A 26,117-nucleotide genomic window follows, 5' to 3' on the forward strand; every position below is an offset into this window, starting at 1 on the left:
ACCGTGTCAGTTCTGCGTAAGATGCGCGGGCCTGCCTGCCGGGTGTCGGTTCCTGCAGCTAGCGCATTTCGGTGAGCTGTCACCCGAACGAACCTGGGCCCAGGCCTGCCTCCACATGTTTTTTGGTCGCAAGAATCCGTTTTCGACGACGGACGCCTTCCCCCTGTCCGACGCTGTCATGGAGTTCGATGACTCGTCTTCGGCCTCGGTGCGCCCTGCACGTCGCGCGCTGGATGGCGTGGGGCCGCGAAACGGACGCAGCGCGGGTGAGAAATGGCTGATGGCGTTGGGGCTGATGGGCCTGTACGGGCTGGCGGTGGCGGCGTTTTGCACACTGGGCGTGGTGGACCTGCTGGTGCTCGCCGTGTTCGGTGTGCTGGTCGCTGTGGTTTGTACGGCCTTTTGGGGTATTTTTCGCTCGGGCCTCTACCAGAAGGTTCGCCATCGCCACCTGAAGTTGGCCATGGTGGCCACAGCGCTGATGTGCATGCTCGGGCTGTTTTATCTGGCCCCTGTCACGCAGATCCTGCTGGCGCCGTTCACTTTTGTGGCTGTGGCTTATGGCATTTTCACCGTTCCGCGATCCACCCTGCTCGCCCTGTCTGCTTGTATGTTGTGCCTGTATGCCGTGGTGATGGGGCTGCACTACCTGGAGCAGCAAAACGAAGCGCTGCTGCGCCTGGAGGCGTTGCATTGGCTGGCGTTGGCGGTTTCTTTGCCTGCCTTCATTGCGCTCATGGGCCGGGTACAGCGCCTGTACCGCAGCCTGTACCACGCCAGCCGCAAGATCAAGAATATCCAGGAAGACGCCCAGCGCGACCCGCTGGTGGGATGCTTCAACCGGCGCTATGTGTTGGCCGCGCTGGAAGAACAAAAGCAGTTGGCTGACGAAAGTGGCATCCCGCTGTGCCTGGCCGTGCTGGATATTGACCATTTCAAGCGCATCAACGACGAGCTGGGACATTTGGGGGGCGACGAGGTGTTGCGCACCTTTGCCCGCATTGCACAGCAGGGCGTTCGCGGAGGCGATGTGTTTGGCCGCTATGGGGGTGAAGAGTTTCTGCTCATCTTCCCTGGCACGTCGTTGCTGCCTGCGCTCAATACCTGCGAGCGCATTCGTGCCCAGGTAGAAACCCATGCCTGGAGCGGTTTGCTCAAGGGCCGGGTGACGGTTTCCATTGGCGTCACGCAGTATATTTTGGGCGAGTCGGTGCTGGAGTTCTTCTCACGCGCCGATACCGCCATGTACATGGCCAAGGAAGGCGGGCGCAACCAGGTGGTGGTCGAAGAGCCGGTTGCCAGGGGGCATTCGTTGCTGCCCGCATCCAGCGCCCACTCTTTTCTATGAGGTGCAGGGCTACTCCTGCGGGTACATCTCAAAGCGAATTGACCCATGCTTGCGCAGCCGGGTTTCCGCGCGGATCAGTCGATGCTTTCGCAATAGTGGTCATCTAAACCGTGCGTTCCCTGGGGATGCATTCGTCAAGGTCGACCCGCCGCGAGCACGACCGCCTCGATGACGCGGCCAACCTCCCCATCAGTCATGCCTGGAAAGATGGGAAGTGCAAGCGCCTGCTGCGCGTGGGCCTCGGCATGGGGGAGGTGCACCTCGGGAAAGCACTTCAGATACGCCGGTTGCCTGTGGATCGGATCGCTGTAGTAGATCCGGGTTTGCACACCTTCTTGTGCCAGCATTGCGCGCAGCCTGTCGCGCTGTGCGCACCGCAGGACAAAGTAGTTCCAGGCGTGTCCATCGTGATGGTGAGGCAGTGCAATGCCGGGAAGCCTGCCCATGCCCGCCAGGTAACGCCCCGCGATGCTTTTCCGTTGGCTCAGCCAGGTGTCTAGCTGGCTCAGGCCTTGCGCCAGCGCCGCAGCCTGAAATTCATCCATGCGGCTGTTGTAGCCAACCTCGGAATGGCATCCTGCGTGCAGCCCGTGATTGCGCAGCGACATCGCACGGTCAACGAAATGCGCATGGCGGCTGGTCAGCGCACCGGCGTCGCCCGGCGCGCCCAGGGTTTTTGTGGGGTAGAAACTGAGCGTTCCAAGGTCGCCCAGGGTGCCGGCCTGCAGCAACCCCTGACCTTCAACATGCACCTGGGCACCCAGCGCCTGTGCGGCATCCTCTATCAGCGGCACCCCCATCGCGCGGCAACTCTGTGCGATGGCTGGAATCGCACTGGCATCGCCAAACAACGGAACCGCCATCACTGCGCGGGTGCGAGGTGTGATGCAGGCAATCACTTCCGGTTCGCCACAGACGAAGTCGTGGGCCTGGGAGTCGCACAGCACCGGCACGGCCCCTGTGCGGACCACTGCTTCAAAGCAGGCAAAGAATGTGTAGGAGGGGAGAACGACTTCATCACCAGGTTCCAGGTTGAGCAACCGGAGCGCGAGCACCAGGGCATCGGTTCCCGAATTCAATGCAACCACTGGGGTTTCCAGTCTGGCGGAGAGGGCTTGTTCAAAGCTGCGCACATGCTGCCCCAGGATGTACTGGCCACTTTCCAGAATTTCTGCAAACGCAGCACCGAGGCCAGTGGCATTCGCAGGCACCTGCCAGGGGCTGCGAAAAAAGGGCACCGTCATAGCCTTGCCGCGATCGCGAGGGCGCGGCGGGCAGCGGTTGCGCCCTCCATCGCACTGGCCAAATGCGAAGGCTGTCCTTTGAGCATGCTGTGAAAGGCCGTGTATTGGCGTGTGAGTGCGTCCGGTTGGGTCGGCTCTGCGCGGTGCGACAGGGGCAGTTCGCAGACGGCCGTGGCTTTGTGCCAGCGGATGGTCGCACTGGAAGAGTCCGCGCCATGGAGTGCGTGGAAATTCACGACGGTCGACCCCATCGCCACCTGTGCGGAGACGCCGTCGCCGTGCTCCTGGACGGAAAGGATGTGAAACGAGTCCGGTGTGTGGCAGCGCAGCAGGTGGGCGGCCAGATCCAGGTCGTGGACCATCAGGTCCAACACCACCGAATGGCTGCACCCTGGAAGGCGCGACTGCCGTGAAAACACGATGCTCCCCGGCGTTGTGTCCCACGGAGCGGACATCAGCGCCTGATTGAAGCGCTCGATATGTCCCGTGAAGAGCCGGCGATGGGTCGCCTGGGCCGCATCGAGCATGGTGTCGATCTCCGCCTCTGAGCTCGCCATGGGTTTCTCTACCAGCACATCGATCCCCCGGTGCATCAACGCGATCGCAATCTCGGCGTGGGTATCTGCGGGGGTCACCACCGAGGCCGCCTCCACGCCACGGGGGAGGTCATTCAGGGACGCGATGGCGTTGAAGCCGTCGGCTTGCGCCGCATTTCGGGCACCGCGTTGGGGGTCGACCACACACAGCACTTCGAACGCAGGGTGTGCCTGGGCACGCAGGGCATGCACGCGCCCAAAGCGGCCATAGCCAATCACTGCGATGCGGGTGCGGTTCGCCATGGGGTCCACTTCAGCGCTGGGGTGCGAAGGACTGCACCAATTGCCTCAGGTGCTGGGCCTGGATGACGTGCTTGTAAATACCTGCCAGAAGTCGCTCTTCGCCAATGCGCTCGAAACTGGGCATCGCGTCGGGGACCTTGCCGTCCTCATAGGGGGTGCGGCGCGCTGTGTACAGGCACTCTGTGGCGAACGCTTGCTGCCCATAGCTATCCAGCATGGTCTGGAGCTCTTGCTCGAGCACTGGACTGCAACGCCGGGCGTAGTCCTGCATCTTGGCGAGTTTCTGGGCCAACTCTGGCGCTGACAGGGTGATCTTGACCTCGGCCTGTTCCTCATGGGCGGGGTCACAGGGGTGGCCGACCAGTGGAATCTCCAGGTTGCGGACCTGCCGTCCGGCCTGCCCCATCTGCTGCACCAGACAATTTGCCAGTACCCGGCACAGGTCGTGCGTTGGGTTGTAGCCCTCTGCCTGGTCGGACACCAGCACATCGATGCCCTCTTGCAGGGCGGCCTGGGTGAGCTGGGTCAGCCAACCGGCAAATGGGGATGGTGCGGTGCCGAGCAAGGCTTGGTACACCGCAGCGTCTGACACCGGCTCCAGCCAGTCGCGGCGCACGCGAACGCCGATGTCGGCCAGCAGATCCTGGGTGTCGCTCAGGCGTGCCTGCCCGATGGAGCCGTCACCGTTCGTCAGGATCACCACATGGGGCTTCACTCGGCGCACCCACTCAAAAATGCGCAGTTCGTGGCCCGGGTGGGCTACCAAAAGAAGAGGCTTCATGGTCGTTGGGGTTTAAGTGCTTCGGTGCGCCCCGAACCAGCGCAAGGGCGCGGTCAATCGCCAGGACCAGCTGGCGCGCAATGCGCCAATTTGCCCCTCCAGATCGGCCGCAAGGGCCTTCGTGGCAGCCAGTTCCAGCGCCTGTGGATCGGAGTGGGGATGGGGGGCGGGCGCTGGCGGGTCGGCGATGGGCGAGGTCGGGCTGTGCCGTGCCTTCTGCGATTCGACCCGTTCGAGCAGGATGCCGGTTTGCACCGCCACCTGTGCAACGCCAAACGGCATGAGATTGTCTGCAACATGCTGGGCGAACTCGCGGAGTTCTTCCTGAGGGCTGACCGGGCGGCGGGTGGCTTCGGCATGGACGATGCGTTGTGCCAGGCGCTCCACGGCGTCCGCAGTGGCGGCCAGTGAGACATGCTCGCGTACGTAGGCGCTCACGGCCTGCGCATCTGGCGCACAGTAGCGTTGTATCTCCTGCTCGATGGTATCGCGGTGAATGCGCTGTTGCATCAGCCGGCGTCCAAAGTTCCAGCGATGCCATTCCTTGACGTTGCCTGGCGTGACCATGCCTGCCAGGCCCGTGCCTTCGTTGAGCAGGATGACAGCACAGCCCACCGCCATCGCCTCCATGGCACAGCGGGCCTTTGCAAACACCAGGTCAAACTGCGCCAGGACTTTTTCTGGAGAAGCCTCCTGCCGCCCGACGCCTTTTCCAATCACCTCCAGCGATATGCCAAGCGCCGCGCAGGCTGATCGGATGGCTGCGGTTTCTTCGCTCTCTGTGGAGTAATTGCTGAATATCGCCGCGCGCAGCGGTTTGGCGGGCAACGGTGGGCGAGGGCGAAATCTTTCCAGGTCGACGCCATTGGAAATGATTTCTAAAGACGATCGCGGAATGCCATTTTCGAGATACAGGCGTTCCGCACAATTCTCATCTACCGCCACATGTTGCCGAATGCGGGTCAAGCGCGGCGGTTTTCCGTGCAAAGCTGTGCGGTCGTGGCAAATGGATATCGCCGGGGTGGACAAAAAATGCGCCATGCAGGCCACCGTATCGTCGCGCATATTTCCGATAATGATGTCCGGCGGTTCGGACATACAAGACAACTCGGCAATACAAGCAATACAGCGCGAGCGCAGTTCGTCCGCCAGATCACCCATGATGGGGGCATACACCACGATGGAATGGCCACGCTGGTGGAGGGCGAGTGCAAGATCGCGAACAAAAAGCTCTGCACCGCTGCGATATTGCATGCCGCACACTGCAATAAGGATTTGCACAGGGGACCTTTGAACTCTGGGATGTCTGAAGGCGAAGCTGTAGCGGGCGCTTGCCAGTAAAGGAAATGATACGCGATGGGCCTCCAGCATTACTGGCAGCGGCTTTGCAAAGGCCGAGCGGTGCAAGCACCCTTGCCAGCCCTTCCCCCCATGCCGATTATCGTCGGCTCACCCCGATCGGGGACCACCCTTTTGCGGCTGATGCTGGATGCACACCCCGCGCTCGCCATTCCGCCAGAGACAGGGTTTCTCGCCATGCCCCTGGACGGTTTTGGCACACCCGATCCGCGCACCTGGTTTTGCAACGCCGTCACGGGTTTTCCTCCCCACGCGCCTGGATGGGCGGACTTTGGCATCGACCGGGCTGCTTTTTCACAGGCTCTGGAATGCGTCGATCCCTTCAGTCTCCCCGACGGTTTCCGGGTGTTCTATCGGATGTATGCCGCCAGGTTCCACAAGACGCGGTGGGGCGACAAGACGCCGCTGTATGGCCTGCACATGCCCTATCTGCAGCAACTGCTGCCGGAAGCGCATTTCATCCACATCGTTCGCGATGGGCGGGCATGCGCTGCCTCGCTGCGGGATCAGTGGTTTTCACCCGGGAGATCCATGGCTGTCCAGGCGCGGCACTGGCGGGACAACGTCACCACCACAAGAAGCAACGGCGCGCAGTGCCAGAACTACCTGGAACTCCGCTACGAGAACCTCATTGCCAATACCGAAGCAGAACTGCGAAGGGTGTGCGATTTCATCCGGCTCGATTTTGATACCGCCATGCTGGATTACCACACCCGAAGCGGAGAACGGCTCCAGGAGCACAAAGGTCGTGTCACCGCAGATGGTGCGGTCATCGTGTCCGAAGAGCGGCGGCGAGCGCAGCAGGCCAGAACCCTGCAGGCACCAGACCCGCAATTGCTGGATGCCTGGCGCAGCATCTTGTCAGCGGATGAGATCCTCGAATTTGACGCGGTTGCGCATGACTTGCTCAGGGAGCTGGGCTACATCGCCTGATGCGGCGGCCTGCGCCTGCACACATCGCCGGCACTGTCACGGCACGATGTGCCCGGGCATGAAGTACAGCAGCACGCTGGTCATCACCAAATAACGGAAAAACTTGCCCACTGCCATGTACGCCAGGCAGGGCCAGAACGGTAGCTTCAACCACCCCGCCACAGCGCACAGCGGGTCGCCCACCACGGGCAGCCAGCTCATCAGGCAAGCGCGCGCACCAAAACGCTGGAGCCAGTGGAGGGCGCGCACGTCGGTGGCGTTGCCACGGGCCTTGTCCACCGCCTTGTGGGCGCCCAGGCCCATCCACCAGCTCACACCACCGCCCAGCGTGTTGCCGGCCGTAGCCACCAGGATGGCGGGCCAGAAGAGTTCGGGGTTGATCTTGATCAGGCCGAACACTGCAGGCTCCGAGCCCAGCGGCAGCAGCGTGGCAGAAATGAACGCCACCACAAAAACCGTGCTCAGGCCGAACTGCGGCAGCGCAAGCCATTCCAGCAGCTGGTGCATCCAGATTTCCATAAGCGGCAAGTGTAGGGCGGTGCAGCCCGTGCTTTCTTGCCAGGGGGCGCCGTCCTACGCCGGTCCGCGCCATCTGCGCATGGCCTGTAGATGGCGTCTTTCGTATCGTGATACCCACACCGTCCCTCAAAAAATCCACACGGAGGAGGCCCCATGCACAGTTTTCAACCCCATGTCGTTACTGGCAGTCCGGCCCAGACGGGCCTGCCGGTAGGTCCGCGCTGGGCACCGTTGGTCTTGGCACTGCTGCTGGCCGCATGTGCACACAGCCCACGGGCTGCGGTGCCCGAACTGCCCGCAGCCGAGGTGCCGACCGCCGCCATCACCACCTGCACCGAAACACCGTCGGCGCGCGCGGCCTTGCAGCGTGCTGGCCAGGAGCTGCAGGCGCACGGCATGGTGCTGCAAGCCACCTGCCCGGCGGCTGGCGGTGGCTGGGTGGTGAAGGTGCGTGTGGTGGACGGAATGAAGGCCAGCAAGGTGGTGCGTGGGCCGCTGGCAGATGGGCATGACGTGGACATGGGCACGCCCGCAGGTGTGGAGCTGGCAGGCGCGGCAGCGGCTGCGCAGGGCTTTTCGCCCGATGTGCGGCACAACCGTGATTGGCTGCGCGCGATGATGGCCCGCCATCAGTTCGAAAACACCCCGGATGCCTGGTGGCGCTTTGCGCAGCGCGGCACTGCACCTGTGCGCACCGCAGACGCCGACCTCGCTGCACGATGAGCTTGCCCAGCCGGGACAGCGCTTGATGGACGCGTGGGTCCCACGGAGGCGCTCCCGTTCAATTTTTCAGGGGGCAAAACATTTCATTTGCTGAAATTTTCAGCAGGTACAATCCTGCCTCCTTTTTCAGCATCTGCTGCTGCCTCTATCTCACCCCCCGTCCATGCACATCGGCCACATTCCTTTGGCGAACCGGTTGTTCGTCGCCCCGATGGCGGGCGTCACCGACCGGCCGTTTCGCCAGTTGTGCAAGGCGCTGGGGGCTGGGTATGCGGTGAGCGAGATGGTGACCTCGCGCAAGGACTTGTGGAACAGCCTCAAGACCTCGCGCCGGGCCAACCATGAAGGGGAACCGGGGCCCATTGCCGTGCAGATCGCCGGCACCGATGCGCCGATGATGGCCGAGGCCGCGGTCTACAACGTGGAGCGTGGCGCGCAGATCATCGATATCAACATGGGTTGCCCGGCCAAGAAGGTGTGTAACAAGTGGGCGGGCTCCGCGCTGATGCAGAACGAGGCCCTGGCGGTGGAAATTGCCGAGGCCGTGGTGCAGGCCTGCGCGCCCTTCAACGTGCCCGTCACGCTGAAGATGCGCACCGGCTGGTGCCAGGAGCACAAGAACGCGGTGCAACTCGCGCGGCAGTTCGAGGCCGTGGGTATCCAGATGCTCACCGTGCACGGCCGCACGCGCGAGCAGGGCTACAAGGGCCATGCGGAGTACGACACCATCGCGGCCGTCAAGGCGGCGGTGAAGGTGCCTGTGGTGGCCAATGGCGACATCACCTCGCCCGAGAAGGCGCGTGATGTGCTGGCTGCCACCGGCGCTGACGCGATCATGATTGGCCGCGCCGCCCAGGGCCGCCCGTGGATCTTCCGCGAGATCGGCCACTTTCTGGCCACGGGCGAACACCTGGCGCCACCGCTGGTGGCCGAGGTGCGGCGCCTGCTGCTGGACCACCTGCAGGACCACTACAGCCTGTACGGCGAGCTGACCGGGGTGCGCAGTGCACGCAAGCACATTGCGTGGTACCTGCGCGCGCTGCCGGGCGGCGAGGCCTTCAGGCAACACATCAACACGATCGAAGACTGCACCACGCAGTGGCAGGCCGTGGCCGACCACCTGGATGCCCTCGCGCAACAGATGGACCGGCTACCCGCCGCCACGGGCGTGGATGCAGAACCAGAAGAACAAGAGGGATTGGCTGCATGAGCAAGAAACACATAGAAGAATGCGTGCGCGAGAGCCTGCAGGGCTACTTTCGCGACCTGGGCGGTGAGACACCCGATGGCATGTACGAGATGCTGGTGCGTGTGGTCGAAAAGCCACTGCTGGAAGTGGTGATGACGCACGCCGACAACAACCAGTCCCGCGCGGCCGAATGGCTGGGCCTGAACCGCAACACGCTGCGCAAAAAGCTCGTCGAGCACAAGCTGCTCTGACGCCATTGTGTCATTTGCTATTCACTTTATAGCTGCTAGCGCTTGATGGATAAGCGCTGGAGCCTGTTTTTATTCAAACCCTCCCCACCCACACCATGAACGCACTCCTCTCCGTCTCCGACAAGACCGGCATCGTCGAATTCGCGCAAGCCCTGCATGCACTGGGCATCAAGCTGCTGTCCACCGGCGGCACCGCCAAGCTGCTCGCCGACAAGGGCCTGCCCGTGACCGAAGTGGCCGAGGTCACGCAGTTTCCTGAAATGCTGGACGGCCGCGTGAAGACGCTGCACCCCAAGGTGCACGGCGGCCTGCTGGCGCGCCGCGAGCTGCCCGAACACATGGCGGCTTTGAAGGAACACGGCATCGACACCATCGACCTGCTGGTGGTCAACCTCTACCCCTTTGAAGCCACCGTGGCCAAGGCCGGTTGCACGCTGGCCGACGCCATCGAGAACATCGACATCGGCGGCCCCGCCATGGTGCGCAGCGCCGCCAAGAACTGGAACGACGTGGGCGTGATCACCTCGGCCGACCAGTACGACGCCGTGTTGGCCGAGCTGAAAGCGGGCGGCAAGCTCTCCAACAAGCTGCGCTTCGCGCTGTCGGTGGCCGCGTTCAACCGCATCGCCCAGTACGACGGCGCCATCAGCGACTACCTCTCGTCCGTCACGTTTGAAGAAGAAAAGCTGTCGGAAACCTATGTGCCCACACGCGCCCAGTTCTCCGGCCAGAGCAACGGCATCTTCACCAAGGTGCAGGACCTGCGCTACGGTGAAAACAGCCACCAGCAGGCCGCGCTGTACCGCGACCTGCATCCCGCGCCCGGCGCGCTCGTCACGGGCGTGCAGCTGCAGGGCAAGGAGCTGAGCTACAACAACATCGCCGATGCCGACGCTGCCTGGGAATGTGTGAAGAGCTTTGAGGCCCCGGCCTGCGTGATCGTCAAGCACGCCAACCCCTGCGGCGTGGCCGTGGGCCTGGATGCGCTGGACAGCTACAGCAAGGCCTTCCAGACCGATCCGACCAGCGCCTTCGGCGGCATCATCGCCTTCAACCGCACGGTGGACGGCAACGCCGCGCAGCAGATCTCCAAGCAGTTTGTCGAAGTGCTGATGGCCCCCGACTTCACGGCCGAAGCGCTGGAAGTGTTCAAGGCCAAGGCCAATGTGCGCCTGCTCAAGATCGCACTGCCCGCACACGGTGGCAAGACCGACTGGGCGCGCGGCCGCAATGCCATGGACGCCAAGCGCATCGGCTCGGGCCTGCTACTGCAGACGGCCGACAACCACGAGCTCTCGCTCATCGACCTCAAGGTTGTGACCCAGAAGCAGCCCACGCTGGAACAGATGGAAGATCTGCTGTTCGCCTGGAAGGTGGCCAAGTACGTCAAGAGCAACGCCATCGTGTTCTGCAAGGGCGGCATGACCATGGGTGTGGGCGCCGGCCAGATGAGCCGCCTGGACTCGGCCCGCATCGCCAGCATCAAGGCCGGGCACGCCAACCTGTCGCTGCAGGGCACCGTGGTGGCCAGCGACGCCTTCTTCCCCTTCCGCGACGGCCTCGATGTGGTGGTCGATGCAGGCGCCACCTGCGTGATCCAGCCCGGTGGTTCCATGCGCGACAACGAAGTCATCGACGCTGCCAACGAGCGCGGTGTGGCGATGGTGTTCAGCGGCGTTCGCCATTTCCGCCACTGACCCTCAGCGAGCAGCCCAACTGTGAGACTTACGCAGGAGAAGCGATGACGCTGGAAGACGACTCGCCTGAACTACCAATTCCACAGGAAGCTCTGAACGACCCAGGCGCCTTTGAAATCATGCGACTGTGGGCTGGTGGTGGCCAATTGCACGTGATGATCAACAGTGGCTTGCAAGGTGGGGCGGAAGATTTCGGGGAGCTGTTGGCCGATCTGTACGAGCACGCCGCACGTCTATATGCCCAACGCGATGAGCAAACCGTCGCTGAATGCCGTGTCCTCATCCTTGAGGACTTTCTTCGCAGAACGAGAGAGCCGAATGTCAGTGTCGAAGGCGAGATACCAAAAGACCATTGACCCATGCTCAAAATTTAAGTGTTTTGACCTGACAGCGCTTGCCAAGCAAGCGCTGGCTGCGATCAATATCGTTACGCTGCCGTTTCGAACCGTGTCTGCACCGCAAAGTCCAGCGGCAGGCCAACATAGTTCTCGGCCAGCGACGTGGAGGCCGCGCGGGAGTTGACCAGGTAATCCAGCTCCGCCTCCTGCATCTTCTGCCCGAACTCGCCCGTGTCCGGAAAGCGGTGCATCAGCGAGGTGAACCACCACGAGAAGCGCTCGGCGCGCCAGACGCGGCGCAGGCAGCGGTCGGAATACGTGTCGATGCCCGCGCTGGATTGGTCGCGGTAGTAATCCGACAACGCATTCCACAGGTACCCCACGTCACTCGCCGCCAGGTTCAGACCTTTGGCGCCGGTGGGTGGCACGATGTGGGCGGCGTCGCCCGCCAAAAACAGGCGGCCAAAGCGCATGGGCTCGGCCACGAAGCTGCGCAGCGGGGCGATGCTCATCTCCAGCGCCGGGCCGGTGACCAGGTGCGCGCGCGCCTCGGGGTCCAGGCGGTTGCCCAGCTCGGCCCAGAACTGCTCGATGCTCCACTGCTCCACCTTGTCGGTCGAAGGCACCTGCAGGTAGTAGCGGCTGCGCGTGTTGCTGCGCATGCTGCACAGCGCAAAGCCGCGCTCGGTGTTGGCGTAGATCAGCTCGTGCGACACGGGCTTCACGTCGGCCAGCACGCCCAGCCAGCCGAAGGGGTAGACGCGCTCGTAGGTGCGCAGCGCGCCCTCGGGCACGCTGGCACGGCACACGCCGTGGTAGCCGTCGCAGCCTGCGATGAAGTCGCACAGCACCTCGTGGGTCTGGCCGTCCTTCTCATACGTCACGCGCGGCTGCTGGCCGTCGAAGTCGTGCACGCTCACGTTCTGGGCGTCGTACACGGTGGCGAGGCCTTCGGCGGCGCGGGCGTCCATCAGGTCGCGCGTCACTTCGGTTTGGCCGTACACCGTCACGCGGCTGCCGCCGGTCAGCGCGTGCAGGTCGATGCGGTGCCGTGCGCCCTTGAACAGCAGCTCGATGCCGTCGTGCGGCAGGCCCTCGGCATGGGCGCGGGCGCCGACGCCAGCCTGGTCCAGCAGGTCCATGCTGACTTGCTCCAGCACGCCTGCGCGGATGCGGCCCAGCACGTAGTCGGGGCTGCGCTGTTCGATGATGACGGCGTCGATGCCGGACGTGTAGAGCAACTGGCCGAGCAGCAGGCCGGCGGGGCCTGCGCCGATGATGGCAACTTGGGTACGCATGGTGGACAACCTCACAAAGGCGTTGGAGAGCGGTAGATGAACAGGGTCAAGCGTAGGTTGATCCAGGTCAATCTGGGGTCCGGCCACGGCGCTAGCGGGCGATAGATAGATGCAATGTGCGATCATCGCGCAATCTTCCGCGCCAAGGGACCTCGGCACGCCAACCGATGGTTCGCCCGTTGAGCCGCATCGTGTCTCAGGCCACCCATCGGCCGACTGACCCACCCACTCTGGAACCCGAATGACCACCGTTCCCATCGCCAAAGCAGACTTCATCGAAGGCATGGCCAAGGGCATGGCGGTGCTGGAGAGTTTTGACACCGAACGCCAGCGCCTGAATGCCACGCTGGCAGCCCAGCGCACCGGCCTCACGCGCGCGGCGGCGCGGCGGCACCTGCTGACCCTGGCCCACCTGGGGTATCTGGAGACGGACGGCAGCTACTTCTGGCTGGCGCCCAAGGTGCTGCGGTTTTCGGGCAGCTACCTGGCCTCGGCGCGGCTGCCGCGTGTGCTGCAGCCCACGCTCAACCGGCTGGCGGCGCAGACGCAGCAGTCGTTTTCGGCGGTGGTGCTGGATGGCAGCGAGGTCGTGATCGTGGCGCGCAGCGGGGTGTATGGTGCGCCGTCGCGTGTGCTGGCCTATGGACTGCACCTGGGGGCGCGGCTGCCAGCACACCCCACGTCCACGGGGCGGGTTCTGCTGGCGGCGTTGCCGCCGGCGGGGCTGACGGCGTGGTTCAAGGCCTGTTCGTTGCACCGCCTCACACCCCACACCATCACCCAGGTCGGCCCGCTGCGGCAAGTGATTGCCAAGGTGCGGCGTGACGACTACTGTCTGGCGGTGGAAGAGCACGAGCTGGGCGTGCACGCGCTGGCCGTGCCCCTGCGCAACCTGCAGGGCGACACGGTGGCGGCGCTCAATGTGGTGGCGTCGCCCAAGCAGGTGGATGAGAGCAGCCTGCAGCGCGACATGCTGCCACTGCTGCAGGAGGCCGCCCGCGAGTTGCGGGGGCTGTTGTGAAAGCTAAAGCGGGTAGGTAAGCAGGAATATCAGTAAAAATGGCCTCTGGCGCTTGATGGTAAAGCGCCAGTAGCTATTATTTTGATAGTTCTTTGAACACTTCGCGGGCGGCTGCCACGGTGGCGGCAATGTCGTCGGCCGTATGGGCCGAGCTCACGAAACCCGCCTCGTACAGCGCCGGCGCAATGTAGATACCGCGGTCCAGCAGGCCGTGGAACAACTGGTTGAAACGCGCGCTGTCGGTCTTGAGCACCTGGGCGTAGTTCTGGGGCAGCTCGGGCATCAGGAAGAAGCCGAACATGCCGCCTTCGCTGTCGGTGCTGAAGGGCACGCCCTCGGCCGCCGCCGCAGCGGCCAGCCCATCGACCAGCGAGCGTGTGGTGGCCGAGAGGGCGTCGAAGAAGCCAGGTTTCTTGATCTCGCGCAGCGTGGCCAGCCCGCAGGCCGTGGCCACCGGGTTGCCCGACAGCGTGCCCGCCTGGTACACGGCACCCAGCGGGGCCAGGTGTTCCATGATGGCGCGCGGGCCCCCAAAGGCGGCCAGCGGCATACCGCCACCGATCACCTTGCCGAGTACCGTGATGTCGGGCTTGAAGCCGGGGATGCTCTTGGCGTACACGCTCTGCGCGCTGCCCAGGGCCACGCGAAAGCCGGTCATCACTTCGTCGAGCACCAGCAGCGCGCCGTGTTCGGTGCACAGCTCGCGGCAGCGCTTCATGAACGGCACGCTGGCGCGCACCAGGTTCATGTTGCCCGCGATGGGCTCGATCATCACGCAGGCCAGTTCCTTGCCATGCAGGGCGAAGGCTTCTTCGAGCTGGGCGACGTTGTTGTATTCCAGCACCAGAGTGTGCTGCACCACTTCGGGTGGTACGCCCGCGCTGGTGGCATTGCCAAACGTGGCCAGGCCCGAGCCGGCCTTGACCAGCAGCGAATCGGCATGGCCGTGGTAGCAGCCCTCAAACTTAATGAACTTGCTGCGGCCCGTGGCACCGCGCGCCAGGCGGATTGCGCTCATGCCAGCTTCGGTGCCCGAGCTGACCAGGCGGATCATCTCCATCGAGGGGACGAGGCTCAGGATTTCCTCGGCCAGCTCCACCTCGCGCTCGGTCGGCGCACCAAAGCTGAAGCCTTCAAGCGCGGCGCTCTGCACAGCTTCGAGCACGGCGGGGTGGCCGTGGCCCAGGATCATCGGGCCCCAGGAGCCGATGTAGTCGATGAAACGCTGGTCATTGGCGTCCCAGAAGTAGGCGCCCTTGGCACGTTTCACGAAACGGGGCGTGCCGCCGACGGCCTTGAAGGCCCGCACGGGCGAGTTCACGCCGCCGGGGATGAGCGCCTTGGCGCGTTCGAACAGGGGGATGTTGAGATCAGTGCTTGGTGTCATGGGGGGGCATCACAAAGCCTTCGAGGGCTTGCGCTTCGTCAATCAGGGGTTCTTCTTCGTCGCCGTCGGCCTCGTCATCGTCGGGCTGGGCCCAGAACATGCGATCGGGCACGATGTGCCCCATTCCGGGGCGAAAGCCGGCGTCCAGGCAGCGGTCGAGGTAGCCCAGGGCTTCACTGGTGGCTTCGCCCAGGTCGTTGCCGCTGGCCACCAGGGCCGTGAGGGCGGCGGACAAGGTGTCGCCCGCGCCGGAGAAGGTGGCGTCGAACAGTTCGAACTTGCCACTGCCCAGCACGGTCTGGGGGGACGCGAGCACGTTCTCGACAAACTGCTCGGGCAGCGGAATGCCGGTGACCAGGGTGTAAGGCACGCCCATCTCGGAGGCGGCCCGGGCAATGTCGCGGGCAGTGGGACTGCGGTCGCTGGTCCAGTCGGGCAGCAGCCAACGCCACAAGGTGCTGTGGTTTCCAACCAACACCGAGGTCTGCGGTAACAACAATTCGCGGAAGGCATCCAGGTACTCGTCGATCAGCTCGTCGCGCCACCAGGACAGGTTGGGCATGTAGGCGATCACGGGGACTTCGTCGTAGTCGGTCGTGATCTCGGCAATGGTGCTGATGTTCTCTGGGCTGCCCACGAAACCGACCTTGATGGCCTGTACTGGCAGGTCCTCCAGCACGGCCCGGGCCTGCTCGGCCACAGCCTCGTCGTCAAAGCTGAAGTGGTCAAAAATCTCTGCGGTGTCGCGGGCATAGGCGCCTGTGACCACGGCAATCGGATGCCCGCCCACGGAGGCAATGGTGGTGATGTCGGCTGTCAGCCCACCGGCACCGCTGGGGTCGCTGGCATTGAAGACGAGGACACACGCAGGGCTTGCGTCCTCAGAACCGTCATCTTCAATGTCTATGCTTTCGGGGGGGGGAGGGGATGCTTTGGTGGTCATGGACCAGATCCTGCTTGAGGGGTGGCACCGAAGCCGCAGCCCACGGAGATGACTAGATACAATCGTTGCATTCTATGTGAAGGCCCTTTAAGCTGTGATCGACTCTAAAACTTGGATGTGTTTGATTTGCGGTTGGATTTATGACGAAGCAGAGGGTTCACCTGAGCACGGCATTGCACCCAATACACCCTGGGATCAGGTTCCGATGAACTGGACCTGCCCCGAGTGTGGGGCCCGCAAGGAAGACTTCGAGATGGTTCAGATTTGAGGCGCACCAGCATCATGTGCTGCTGCGTTGTTTTTTTCTCCATCAGGAGCAGTAACAATTGACTACAACAGGCGCATCTTTCAAAGTGCTCGTGGTGGATGACAGCAACACCATCCGTCGAAGCGCCGAGATTTTTCTCAAGCAGGGGGGGCACGAAGTCTTGTTGGCCGACGACGGCTTTGATGCTTTGGCCAAAGTCAATGATTACCAGCCTCAGCTGATTTTCTGCGACATCCTCATGCCCAAGCTCGACGGGTACCAGACCTGCGCCATCATCAAGCGCAATGCCCGTTTTGCAGATACTCCGGTGGTGATGCTGTCCTCCAAGGATGGCGTATTCGACAAAGCGCGCGGGCGCATGGTCGGCTGCCAGGAATATCTCACCAAACCGTTTACCAAAGACCAGCTGTTGCAGGCAGTGCAGCAGTTTGGCAATTCCCAACAAGGAGCGATGTAATGCCCATCCAGAAAGTATTGGTCGTCGACGACTCGAAGACCGAGTTGATGTTTTTGACGGACCTGCTTCAGAAAAAAGGCATGCAGGTCCGCACCGCAGAAAATGCCGACGAGGCTTTCCGCCGTCTGGCGGAGGAAAAGCCCGACCTGATCCTCATGGACGTCGTGATGCCCGGGCAGAATGGCTTCCAGCTTACACGCGCCATCACCCGCGACCCGCTGTATGCCGATGTGCCCATCATCATGTGCACGAGCAAGAACCAGGAAACGGATCGCGTCTGGGGGATGCGGCAGGGTGCACGGGGCTATATCACCAAGCCCGTGGATCCCGCTGAACTGCAGGCCAAAATCGACGCTCTGAACTAAGGCAGCGGCGCGTTCATGGCCAACCGCGAAGCCCTGCGAGAGCTCCAGACCCGACTTGCCAGCCGCCTTCAGGCAGCAAGAACCGAAGGGGCCTCTGTTTCATCCTGGCTGGCTGTCGAGTCCGCTGGGAGTTTCTACTTGCTGCCACTGGGACAGTCGGGGGAAATCTTCCCCTGGGTCTCGATTCAGGCGGTGCCCTATACCCAGAACTGGTTTCTGGGGGTTGCCAACCTGCGCGGTGGCTTGGTTGGTGTGGTGGATTTGGCCGGCCTTTTGGGTTCTGCAGCGCCCCGCACAGAGCAAGCACTGTCGGAAACCAGCCTGCTGGCCTTCAACGCTGCCCTGGAGGTGAACGCCGCGCTGTTGGTGGATCGCCTTGCGGGACTGCGTGGAACCGACGCATTTGTGTCGTCCGAGCCACCCGCCGAAGATTCGCCCGCGTTCTTTGGCACCACCTATATCGATTCCAGCGGCACACGCTGGCAGGAGCTGAACTTGCAGATCCTGTCCCAACATCCCGCTTTCCTGAGCATCAGTGCTTGAGTTTTTCTGTAAGGCTGCACCATGTCCGTCGTCAATCAATTTGGAAAACTGTTCAACCGGAAACCTGCCACGCCGGATACCGGCGCGACTGCCGGCACCGCCGATGACGGGCAGGATCTCCTTGCTGCGGGCTCGCTGGACGGCGGGCAGCTGCGCGACACCTACCAGGCTGAAGCGATGAACAGCGTTCAAGGCGATCCAGATGGTTATGTGCCGGAATTGACGGCCCCCGATGCGGAGGAGGATCTCATTGCTTTGCCGCTGCTTGGCCGTTCCACGGCTGCGGCCCACCAGCGGCGACTGCTCGGGCTTTTGGCTATTGGTGTGATCGTCCTGGCGTTGATCGCAGCCTGGGTGTTGCGCCAAGCCGACCGCTCTGCGCAGCAACTTGCGGCGACCGGTCAATCCCTGATGCAGTCGCAGCGGCTGGCCAAGTCGGTGTCGCAGGCGCTGGTGGGCAGCCCCCAGGCCTTCCCGGACGTGGTGGAAAGCTCCGGCGTGTTGGCGCGCAATGTGCGCGCCCTCAACGCGGGCGATGGAGAGCTGGGCGTCGAATCCCTGGGTGAGCCCTACAAGCCTGACCTGGATGCTGTGAATCCGCTCATGGAGCGTGCAGAACGCAATGCCAGCGTCGTGATGGGCCAGCAGAAGATCCTGACGCAGGTGGGCGATGCTCTGCGCACCATCAATCGCCAGTCCTCGGATCTGCTCGAAATCGCAGAAACCGTGTCGTCCCTAAAGCTGCAGCAGAACGCTCCTGCTGCTGAGATTTCCGCCGCCGGTCAGCTCGTGATGTTGACCCAGCGTATCGGCAAATCCGCCAATGAATTCCAGACCATGGAGGGCGTGAGCCCTGAGGCCGTGTTCCTGCTGGGCAAGGACTTGAACTCGTTCAAGGAAATCGCCCAGGGCCTGCTGGATGGAAGCCCTGAACTGCGCTTGGCTGCGACGAAGGACGCCCAGACCCGCGAACAGCTGGAAGCCCTAGTGAAGCTCTATGAGCAGACCCGCACCCAAGCCAGTGCCATTCTGGGCAATCTGCAAGGCCTGGTGTCTGCCCGGGAAGCACAATCCGCCATCATTGCCGACAGTGAGCCGCTGCGTCGCCAGCTCGAAGGCCTGCAAACCAAGCTGTCGGCCCAGACGGGTGTGGGTGGTGGTCAGCTGGCAGCTCTCGCGCTCGCCGGTTTGTTTGTGATCTTTTGCGGTGTGGGAATTTCCCGCGTCCAACTGCTGGACAGCCGGGGACGCCAGGCTGCAGCTGAAATGCAGCAAAAAGACGCCAAGCGCCAGGAGCAGGAAGCCAAGCGTGTCAATGACGCCAACCAGGCCGCCATTTTGCGTTTGATGAACGAACTGCAATCGGTCGCTGAAGGTGACTTGACCCAGGAAGCCACCGTGACGGAAGACATCACGGGCGCCATTGCCGACTCGGTGAACTACACGGTGGAAGAGTTGCGCCAACTGGTGGGCAGCGTGCAGAACACGGCCACCCGCGTGGCCCAGACGACCGCCCAGGTGGACAACACATCCACGGAACTGCTGGCCGCTTCGACCGAGCAACTGCGCGAAATTCGCGAAACCGGCCGCTCCGTTCTGGACATGGCGACCCGAATCAATGAAGTGTCTACACAGGCCCAAGAGTCGGCCACAGTGGCCCGCCAGTCGCTGCAAGCTGCTGACTCGGGTCTCCAGGCCGTGCAGAACGCCATCGGCGGTATGAATTCCATCCGCGACCAGATCCAGGACACCTCCAAGCGGATCAAGCGCCTGGGCGAATCGTCGCAGGAGATCGGTGAAATCACCGAGCTGATTTCCGACATTACCGAACAGACGAACGTGCTGGCCCTGAATGCCGCCATTCAGGCCGCGTCCGCCGGTGAGGCCGGCCGAGGCTTCTCAGTGGTGGCCGAAGAAGTGCAGCGACTGGCTGAACGTTCCGCAGATGCAACGCGCCAGATCTCTGCGCTGGTGAAGGCGATTCAGACCGATACCCAGGATGCCGTGGCCGCTATGGAACGCTCCACGCAGGGTGTGGTGGAAGGGGCTCGTCTGTCCGACAGCGCAGGTACTGCACTGACCGAGATTGACCGTGTGTCACGTCGCCTTGCCGAACTGATTGAGCAGATTTCGTCGTCAACATCGCGGGAAGCTGTTCTGGCCAACGAAGTGGCCGACAACATCCAGCACATTTTTGCGGTGACCGAGCAGACGGGTGAGGGCACCCGCACCACAGCGCAGCAGGTGCGCGAGCTCTCGCACATGGCTGAGGAACTGCGCCAATCGGTGGCACGGTTCAAGATCGCCTGACGCTTAGTCATCAACCAGCTGGCTCATAGCAGCCGGGGACGAATCCATGTCATCTATTGATGTCAACAATGCACCGGCCGCGGATGGGACCCAGGGGGATCAGGACCTGGGTCCTTTGGCTTGGGTGCTTGACGAACTGCGCAAATCCCTTGACGGAGCTGTCAAGGCGATGCGGCGCTTTGTGCGCGATGCAGAAGCTGCCCGCGAATCAGATCTTGCGGCATTGGACGCAGGCCCATTGCGTATCGCCCGCCAGCAGCTGCACCAAGCGTGCGGCGCGCTGGAAATGGTGGGCATGGGCCCTCCGGCGCTGGTCCTGCGGGCTATGGAGTCGGCGGTCCAGAAGTTCGTGCAACGTCCGGAAACCTGCAGCGACGATGCTGCAGCGGTGATCGAGCGTGCGAGCTTTGCGCTGATTGAGTATCTGGAAACCGTTCTGGCCGGCAAGGCGGCTTCGCCCGTTGCGCTGTTCCCTCAGTACCGCGATGCCCAGGCATTGGCGGGCGCGGACCGTGTCCATCCTGCCGATCTGTGGCCGGTGGAGCGCCGGTTTCGCGAGCCCGAGGGTGCTGTTTCTGTCACGCCGCTGCCCTATGGGCCCGAAGCGCGTGCTCGGCTGGATGCTGCGGTTCTGAGAATCGTGAAATCCGGGGATCTCCGTGCCTCATTGAGTCTGCGGGATACCTGCCTGGGATTTGTGGCGGCACAGCATGACCGCCAGTCCCGCGCATTCTGGAAAATATGTGCAGGCTTTTTTGAAGCCTTCGGTTCAGGCCTTTTGCCTGCTGACGTCTATGTCAAACGCGTGGCATCCCGCGTGCTGATGCAGTACGCCACGCTCGCCAAGGGTGATACGACGATTGCAGACCGCCTGGTTCAGGATCTGCTGTTTTTCTGCTCACAGGCCAAGCCAGCCGATTCGGCGGGTATCGCAGCGCCGTCTCTGCAGGCGGTGCGTCAGGCTTTTGCGCTGGACCGGTTCAAGCCCGTGGACTACGAGGCTGCGCGTTTTGGCCGGTTTGACCCTGCCATGCTGGCCCAGGCACGCAAGCGGATTGCCGCTGCCACGGAAACTTGGTCTGCGCTGGCGGGAGGGGATCGTAACAAGCTCAAGCCCGCTGCAGATCAATTCAGCCTGGTCTGCGACTCGCTGCGCAAGTTGCATCCTGGCAGTGAAAGCCTCGCCCAGGCGTTGACTCGCGTGCTGGAGTCCACCACGCGTTCCGGTGAACCTCCTTCGGCCGCGTTGGCCATGGAGGTGGCAACCTCAGTCCTGTATCTGCAAGCAGCTTTTGAAGAGTTGGATGCGGACGACGATCAGATGGAAATCCGCGCCGCTCGGCTGGCAGAGCGTCTGGATGCGGTGGGCGCTGGCGCGGAGCCGGAGCCCCTTGAACAATGGATGGAAGAGCTGTACCGCAGGGTCAGCGACAACCAGACCATGGGCAGTGTGGTCGACGAACTGCGCTCTACGCTCGGCGAAGCGGAGAAGGCGCTTGACCAGTTCTTCCGCAGTCCTCAGGACACCGCTGTCCTGGCAACTGTTCCGGGACACCTCGCTCAAATGCGCGGTGTGTTGTCGGTGCTGGGCCTTGATCAGGCTTCGCTCGCAGTGGTCCGCATGCGCGACATGGTGGAGCGCTTGCTTATCAACGAAGTCCCAGAGGCAGATCGTCAAGGAGTGTTCGAGAAGCTGGGCAACAGCCTGGGCGCCTTGGGGTTCCTGATCGACATGCTGAGCTACCAGCGCACGATGGCGCGCAAGCTGTTCGTGTATGACGAAGAACTGGGCGAATTGCGCATCCTCATGGGCAAAACCCGGCCGCGCGCTTCAGACGCCGTGGAAGAGGCCCCTGCCAAGCTGGAGGAGCGGTCGGCCATTCCCATGCCCGATGTGGTGCCGCGTTTTCCTGTGCAGGAACCCCTCAGCGAGCCCACCGATTTTGGTTCGTTGCCTTCCTTGCCGGACATTCCCGGCGTTGCAGCCAACCCGCCCCTTGCTTCGGTCGATCCTGATTCACTCGCCCCCGATATTTCGTTCGATCTGCCCGCCGTGGCAGAAAGTGGCGAGGCACCGCTGCCGCAGGCTGCGGCAACGCCTGCACCTGTATCGGTGCCTGAAATCGAAGATGAATTGCTCGAGGTTTTCCTGGAAGAAGCCCGTGAGGTGGTGGTCAATGGCTTGGCCGCGATCGACGTTCTCAGGGATGAGCCGGGCAATCTCAGCGAACAGACCACGCTGCGCCGTGCCTTCCATACCCTCAAGGGCAGTTCGCGGATGGTGGGGCTGAACGATTTTGGCGAGGCCGCTTGGTCGATGGAGCAATTGCTCAACGCCTGGTTGGCCGAGCAAAAACCGATGCAACCAAGTTTGTTGGATCTGTCTTCCGATGCGTTGCGTGCCTTTAGCCGTTGGGCTGACGACATCGCAGCGGGCCGTGCCTCTGGCTGGCAGCAGGACGCATTCCGCCAGTCGGCGGATGCCATGCGCCTGGACGGAACCCTGTTGCCGCTTGTGGTGCCCTCCGCCGGGGCAGAGAGCCCTGTTCTGGCCATCATTGCGCCTGAGCCCGAGGTCGCAGCGCTGGAGGATCTGCCCCTTGAGGCGCCTGAAGAGGCGATTGCAGAGGTGCCCCTGGCTGTGGAAGAAGAGCTGGTGGTACCAGACTTTGAAGCTACCGAGATTTTCGACCATGCGCCAGAACCGCCGGCAGACCTGGCTACTTCGGCCCCCGAAGTAGCCGAGGAGATCGATTTCTCCGTGTTTGCTGCCGCGCTCAACGAAGCGCCTGCCGTCCCTGGGGTTCTCGATCCCTCCAGCATCGATTTCGTACTGGATCTCGAACTGCCGGACTTGGAGCCAGCCACAGCGGGTCCTGATGTGGGCGCTCTGCCGCAGGTCACCGTGTTGCCTGATGAACCGGTGGCGGATGGTGCTTTTGCGCTGCCTGTCGAATTGATGGACGCAGCCGAGCCGCTGGAGGTGCAGAACCTGGCAGAGCCCGAGCCGATGCTGCCAAGCACTGATGAGCTGGAATCTGTGGCCCAGGAGGAAGTGTCTGCAGAAGTCGCAGAAGATGTGGCTGCGGGAGCGTCTCCTGAAGAACCACAGGTAGTCGATGCGCTGGCGCAGGAACTGGAGGACAGTGCAGGTGATGAAGCGGTCAAGGTCATTGACACGCTGCGCATTGGCATCCCGCTCTACAACGTTTATTTGAACGAAGCCGATGAGTGGTCGCGCCGACTGGTGACCTGCCTGCAGGAATGGTCGCTGGAACTGCATGAACCTCTGCCGGACATGGCGGTGGCGCTCGCGCACTCGCTGGCGGGCAGTTCGGCCACGGTGGGGTTCAATGCCCTGTCGGAGATGGCCAGGGTGCTTGAACATGCGCTGCAGCACGTGCAGTTGCAGTCTGGCGGCACACAGGAGCAGGCCGAGGCCTTCATGGCGGCAGCCGAGGATATCCGGCGTTTGCTGCACCAGTTCGCAGCGGGTTTCCTCAAGGAGCCCAGCCAGGAGGTGTTGGAGCAACTGCGTCAGATCTTGCAAACCGAGGTGGACAACACGTTGTCTCCACCCGAAGAAGAGGCTGCAGGCGAGTACCTGTTGGAGCAAGAGCCCATCACGCCCGTGGAGGCAGAAGCAGCGCAGCCGTTGCCCCCAGTAGAACCTGAACCCGACGTGGCAGCCATGCCAGAGCCCGCACCGGTCGTGGTGCCCAGGGGGCACGTGGCTCCCGCTTTGTCTGCCGTGGTCCACGACAACGACCACGACCAGTACGTTGATGACGCGATTGCCCACGCTGTGGCGCTCGGTTCGGATGTGGATGACGACATCGACGCGATCGACGTTATTGATCCGGATCTGTTCCCGATCTTCGAGGAAGAGGCTGCAGAGCTGTTGCCCCAGCTCGGTGGTGCGTTGCGTCAATGGGCCTCGCGCCCCGACAATCTGGGTGCCCGCAGTGAAGTGCTGCGTGCGCTCCACACCCTCAAAGGCAGTTCGCGGTTGGCCGGTGCCATGCGCCTGGGTGAAATGGCCCACCGGCTGGAGTCCGCTATCGAGCAGCTTGACGCTGAAACGGTGACAGCGGACCAGATCGAGCCTTTGCAAGGGAGTTTCGACGGTCTTCAGGCGAACTTCGACGCATTGCGCGCCATTGGCCAGGGGCCTGCTGATACGGTGGTCTCTTTGCCGGTGGAAACACCGCGCACCCGTCCCGAAGCCTCCGAGGCACAGGTGGCTCCAGCATCTGCCGCTGTCCACGCATCGGTGACGCCTGCCGCCCCAGCGGTACGCCTGCCTGGTCCGTCGCAGCTTGCGCCTTTGCGCGTGGCCGCCAATCAGTCGGTGCGCGTGCGCGCCCAGTTGCTGGACCGCCTGGTCAATCAGGCGGGTGAAGTGATGATCAGCCGTTCGCGCCTGGACGTGCGATTGGGGCAGTTCCGCAGTTCGCTGACCGATTTGTCGGGGAACTTGGACCGCCTGCGCCAGCAGTTGCGGGACATCGAATTGCAAGCTGAATCGCAGATGCAGTCGCGCCTGGCCCTGTCGAAGGATTCCGCTGCCGGCTTCGATCCGCTGGAGTTTGACCGCTTCACCCGCGTCCAGGAACTCACGCGCATGATGGCCGAGTCGGTGAACGACGTGGCCACCGTGCAGCGCAACCTGCAGCGCGCCATGGAAGGTGCGGAAGATGACCTGATTGCCCAGGGCCGTCAGGCGCGGGAACTGCAGCGCGACTTGTTGCGCACCCGCATGGTGGAGTTCGAAGGCATCGCAGAGCGCCTGTATGCCGTGGTGCGGCAGGCCTCCAAGGAAACCGGCAAGCAGATCAAGCTTGATATTACCGGCGGCTCCATCGAAATGGACCGTGGCGTGCTGGATCGTATGACCCCCGCGTTCGAGCATTTGTTGCGTAACTGCGTGGCACACGGTATCGAAGATCCCCAGGTGCGCACGGCAGCGGGCAAGCCTGCTTCGGGCACGATCACCGTGGAGTTGCACCATGAAGGCAACGACGTGTCGGTGGAGTTCCGGGACGACGGGGCCGGGCTGAATCTGCCCCGCATCCGTGAAAAGGCGCTGGCGCAAGGCATCGTGGCGCCTGATACCGAGCTGAGCGATACCGAGGCTGCCAACCTCATTTTCATGCCCGGGTTCTCCACGGCCTCCGAGGTGACCGGCTTGGCAGGGCGGGGCATTGGCATGGACGTGGTGCGTGCCGAAATCAACGCTTTGGGCGGTCGGATCGAGACATCGACAGAAGCTGGCAGGGGAGCCGCCTTCCGCATGGTGCTGCCCTTGACCACGGCGGTGACGCAGGTGGTGATGCTGCGTGCCGGTGATCTGGCGATCGGTGTGCCCGCCAACGTGGTCGAGATCGTGCGGCGCACCTCGGCGGCAGACCTTGAAGTTGCATACCGCACCGGCCATTTCGACGATGGCACGGAGCAGCTGCAGTTCTTCTGGTCCGGGGCGCTGCTGCAGGCTTCTGCGCGCAGCAACGAGCCGGCTGGCAAGACGCGACCTGTGGTGATTTTCCGCAGCGCATCGCAGCGCATCGCCATGCATGTGGACGAAGTTCTGGGCAACCAGGAAGTCGTGGTGAAGAACCTGGGCCCTCAGTTGTCCCGTTTGCCCGGCTTGGCCGGCATGTCTGTGTTGGCGTCGGGTGCCGTGGTTCTGATCTACAACCCTGTGGCGTTGGCCACGGTGTACGGAGATCAGGTGCGTGCCGCCAGCGCAGGTCTGCCTTCAGTCCTGGAGGCTGATGGCTCATCAGGTGCTGGCAAGTCGGTCGTTTCTCCCCAGCTTGCTGGCCCCAGCCAGGTGCCATTGGTTTTGGTGGTGGACGATTCAATCACGGTGCGTCGGGTCACGCAGCGGTTGCTGCAGCGCGAAGGCTACCGTGTTGCGCTCGCGGCCGATGGCTTGCAAGCGCTGGAGCGCCTACAGGAAGAGCGTCCGACCGTCGTGTTGTCCGACATCGAAATGCCCCGCATGGATGGGTTCGACCTGGCGCGGAATATTCGTGCAGACGGTGCCTTGCGCGACCTGCCCATCATCATGATCACCTCGCGCATTGCTGAAAAGCACCGCGAGCATGCCATGGAGCTGGGCGTCAACCATTACCTGGGCAAACCGTACTCCGACGAAGAACTGCTGAGCCTCATCCAGCACTACGCCCGCATCGCGGCGACCGCAGAGGCCTAGCCAGCATGCAGATGCACCACAGGCCTGCCTTGAACCGGCGGGCTTGTGGCCAGCAAATGCACGCATCGATTCCGGCAGCTGCTTTGT

General features: G+C 63.0%; 22 protein-coding genes. 14 read left to right on the forward strand and 8 right to left on the reverse strand.

The features are described 5' to 3' along the window. Positions 1 to 115: 115 nt before the first annotated feature. Positions 116 to 1,348, forward strand: a complete 1,233-nt coding sequence (locus ASE52_RS11450) for a GGDEF domain-containing protein (protein ID WP_010459565.1) — start codon at positions 116 to 118, stop codon at positions 1,346 to 1,348. Between the two features lie 134 nt (positions 1,349 to 1,482). On the opposite strand, the gene ASE52_RS11455 is transcribed toward ASE52_RS11450, so the two are convergent. Genes ASE52_RS11455 through ASE52_RS25075 form a run of 4 tightly spaced genes read right to left on the reverse strand, consistent with a single transcriptional unit; the run spans position 1,483 to position 5,583 of the window. Continuing rightward, the gene (locus ASE52_RS11455) at positions 1,483 to 2,592 is read right to left on the reverse strand and encodes a DegT/DnrJ/EryC1/StrS family aminotransferase (protein WP_010459563.1); all 1,110 of its coding nucleotides are present in this window, start codon (positions 2,590 to 2,592) and stop codon (positions 1,483 to 1,485) included. Further along, positions 2,589 to 3,431, reverse strand: coding sequence for a Gfo/Idh/MocA family oxidoreductase (locus ASE52_RS11460; protein ID WP_010459561.1), 843 nt, complete (start codon positions 3,429 to 3,431; stop codon positions 2,589 to 2,591). The genes ASE52_RS11455 and ASE52_RS11460 overlap by 4 nt, the downstream gene beginning before the upstream one ends. 10 nt (positions 3,432 to 3,441) lie before the next feature. Next, a complete protein-coding gene (locus tag ASE52_RS11465) occupies positions 3,442 to 4,212 on the reverse strand; it encodes a hypothetical protein (protein ID WP_029413300.1) in 771 nt (256 codons plus the stop codon). Positions 4,213 to 4,224: 12 nt separating this feature from the next. Continuing rightward, complete coding sequence (locus tag ASE52_RS25075; RefSeq protein ID WP_082606843.1) at positions 4,225 to 5,583, reverse strand: glycosyltransferase; 1,359 nt, start codon at positions 5,581 to 5,583, stop codon at positions 4,225 to 4,227. A 60-nt stretch (positions 5,584 to 5,643) separates the two neighbouring features. Between ASE52_RS25075 and ASE52_RS11475 the strand changes: the two genes are divergently transcribed. Next, positions 5,644 to 6,504: a sulfotransferase gene (locus ASE52_RS11475; protein ID WP_158004155.1), complete on the forward strand. Its 861-nt coding sequence runs from the start codon at positions 5,644 to 5,646 to the stop codon at positions 6,502 to 6,504. Between the two features lie 36 nt (positions 6,505 to 6,540). Here ASE52_RS11475 and ASE52_RS11480 read toward each other — a convergent pair whose 3' ends face one another. Continuing rightward, the gene (locus ASE52_RS11480) at positions 6,541 to 7,023 is read right to left on the reverse strand and encodes a YqaA family protein (protein ID WP_029413298.1); all 483 of its coding nucleotides are present in this window, start codon (positions 7,021 to 7,023) and stop codon (positions 6,541 to 6,543) included. A gap of 153 nt (positions 7,024 to 7,176) precedes the next feature. Here ASE52_RS11480 and ASE52_RS11485 point away from each other — a divergent pair, with 153 nt between their 5' ends. From ASE52_RS11485 to ASE52_RS25080, 5 genes are all read left to right on the forward strand, one after another. After that, positions 7,177 to 7,746, forward strand: a complete 570-nt coding sequence (locus ASE52_RS11485; protein ID WP_057226226.1) for a D-Ala-D-Ala dipeptidase — start codon at positions 7,177 to 7,179, stop codon at positions 7,744 to 7,746. A gap of 163 nt (positions 7,747 to 7,909) precedes the next feature. Then, entirely contained in the window at positions 7,910 to 8,956 is a 1,047-nt protein-coding gene (gene dusB / locus ASE52_RS11490) for a tRNA dihydrouridine synthase DusB (RefSeq protein ID WP_029413295.1), read from the forward strand. Continuing rightward, positions 8,953 to 9,186: a Fis family transcriptional regulator gene (locus tag ASE52_RS11495; RefSeq protein ID WP_010459546.1), complete on the forward strand. Its 234-nt coding sequence runs from the start codon at positions 8,953 to 8,955 to the stop codon at positions 9,184 to 9,186. The genes dusB and ASE52_RS11495 overlap by 4 nt, the downstream gene beginning before the upstream one ends. A 95-nt stretch (positions 9,187 to 9,281) precedes the next feature. Further along, on the forward strand, positions 9,282 to 10,883 hold the full coding sequence (purH, locus tag ASE52_RS11500) for a bifunctional phosphoribosylaminoimidazolecarboxamide formyltransferase/IMP cyclohydrolase (RefSeq protein ID WP_010459544.1): 1,602 nt from the start codon (positions 9,282 to 9,284) through the stop codon (positions 10,881 to 10,883). 44 nt (positions 10,884 to 10,927) lie between these two features. Continuing rightward, positions 10,928 to 11,239, forward strand: a complete 312-nt coding sequence (locus ASE52_RS25080) for a DUF5076 domain-containing protein (protein ID WP_010459542.1) — start codon at positions 10,928 to 10,930, stop codon at positions 11,237 to 11,239. 71 nt (positions 11,240 to 11,310) lie between these two features. On the opposite strand, the gene pobA is transcribed toward ASE52_RS25080, so the two are convergent. Next, a complete protein-coding gene (gene pobA / locus ASE52_RS11505; protein WP_057226229.1) occupies positions 11,311 to 12,519 on the reverse strand; it encodes a 4-hydroxybenzoate 3-monooxygenase in 1,209 nt (402 codons plus the stop codon). 241 nt (positions 12,520 to 12,760) lie between these two features. Here pobA and ASE52_RS11510 point away from each other — a divergent pair, with 241 nt between their 5' ends. Next, complete coding sequence (locus ASE52_RS11510) at positions 12,761 to 13,540, forward strand: IclR family transcriptional regulator C-terminal domain-containing protein (protein WP_057226231.1); 780 nt, start codon at positions 12,761 to 12,763, stop codon at positions 13,538 to 13,540. Positions 13,541 to 13,616: 76 nt separating this feature from the next. Here the strand turns inward: ASE52_RS11510 and hemL are convergent, their stop codons facing one another. Then, entirely contained in the window at positions 13,617 to 14,927 is a 1,311-nt protein-coding gene (gene hemL / locus ASE52_RS11515; protein ID WP_057226233.1) for a glutamate-1-semialdehyde 2,1-aminomutase, read from the reverse strand. Then, positions 14,911 to 15,870: a bifunctional hydroxymethylpyrimidine kinase/phosphomethylpyrimidine kinase gene (locus ASE52_RS11520; protein WP_057226235.1), complete on the reverse strand. Its 960-nt coding sequence runs from the start codon at positions 15,868 to 15,870 to the stop codon at positions 14,911 to 14,913. The genes hemL and ASE52_RS11520 overlap by 17 nt, the downstream gene beginning before the upstream one ends. Before the next feature lie 94 nt (positions 15,871 to 15,964). Here ASE52_RS11520 and ASE52_RS25085 point away from each other — a divergent pair, with 94 nt between their 5' ends. From ASE52_RS25085 to ASE52_RS11545, 6 genes are read left to right on the forward strand one after another with little or no spacing between them, the layout of a single operon-like run. Then, positions 15,965 to 16,138 carry a rubredoxin gene (locus ASE52_RS25085; RefSeq protein WP_008903269.1) on the forward strand — a complete coding sequence of 58 codons (174 nt, stop codon included), beginning with the start codon at positions 15,965 to 15,967 and terminating at the stop codon, positions 16,136 to 16,138. 58 nt (positions 16,139 to 16,196) lie between these two features. Then, on the forward strand, positions 16,197 to 16,595 hold the full coding sequence (locus ASE52_RS11525; RefSeq protein WP_005796099.1) for a response regulator: 399 nt from the start codon (positions 16,197 to 16,199) through the stop codon (positions 16,593 to 16,595). Next, entirely contained in the window at positions 16,595 to 16,960 is a 366-nt protein-coding gene (locus ASE52_RS11530) for a response regulator (protein WP_010459520.1), read from the forward strand. Before ASE52_RS11525 ends, ASE52_RS11530 begins: the two co-directional genes overlap by 1 nt. 15 nt (positions 16,961 to 16,975) lie before the next feature. Next, entirely contained in the window at positions 16,976 to 17,503 is a 528-nt protein-coding gene (locus tag ASE52_RS11535; RefSeq protein WP_029413284.1) for a chemotaxis protein CheW, read from the forward strand. A 21-nt stretch (positions 17,504 to 17,524) separates the two neighbouring features. Further along, positions 17,525 to 19,813 carry a methyl-accepting chemotaxis protein gene (locus ASE52_RS11540; protein WP_010459516.1) on the forward strand — a complete coding sequence of 763 codons (2,289 nt, stop codon included), beginning with the start codon at positions 17,525 to 17,527 and terminating at the stop codon, positions 19,811 to 19,813. Positions 19,814 to 19,859: 46 nt separating this feature from the next. Beyond that, on the forward strand, positions 19,860 to 26,030 hold the full coding sequence (locus ASE52_RS11545; protein ID WP_057226237.1) for an Hpt domain-containing protein: 6,171 nt from the start codon (positions 19,860 to 19,862) through the stop codon (positions 26,028 to 26,030). Positions 26,031 to 26,117: the final 87 nt, after the last annotated feature.

The sequence above is a fragment of the Acidovorax sp. Root275 genome, from assembly GCF_001428965.1.
In the GTDB taxonomy this organism is placed as follows: domain Bacteria; phylum Pseudomonadota; class Gammaproteobacteria; order Burkholderiales; family Burkholderiaceae_C; genus Acidovorax; species Acidovorax radicis.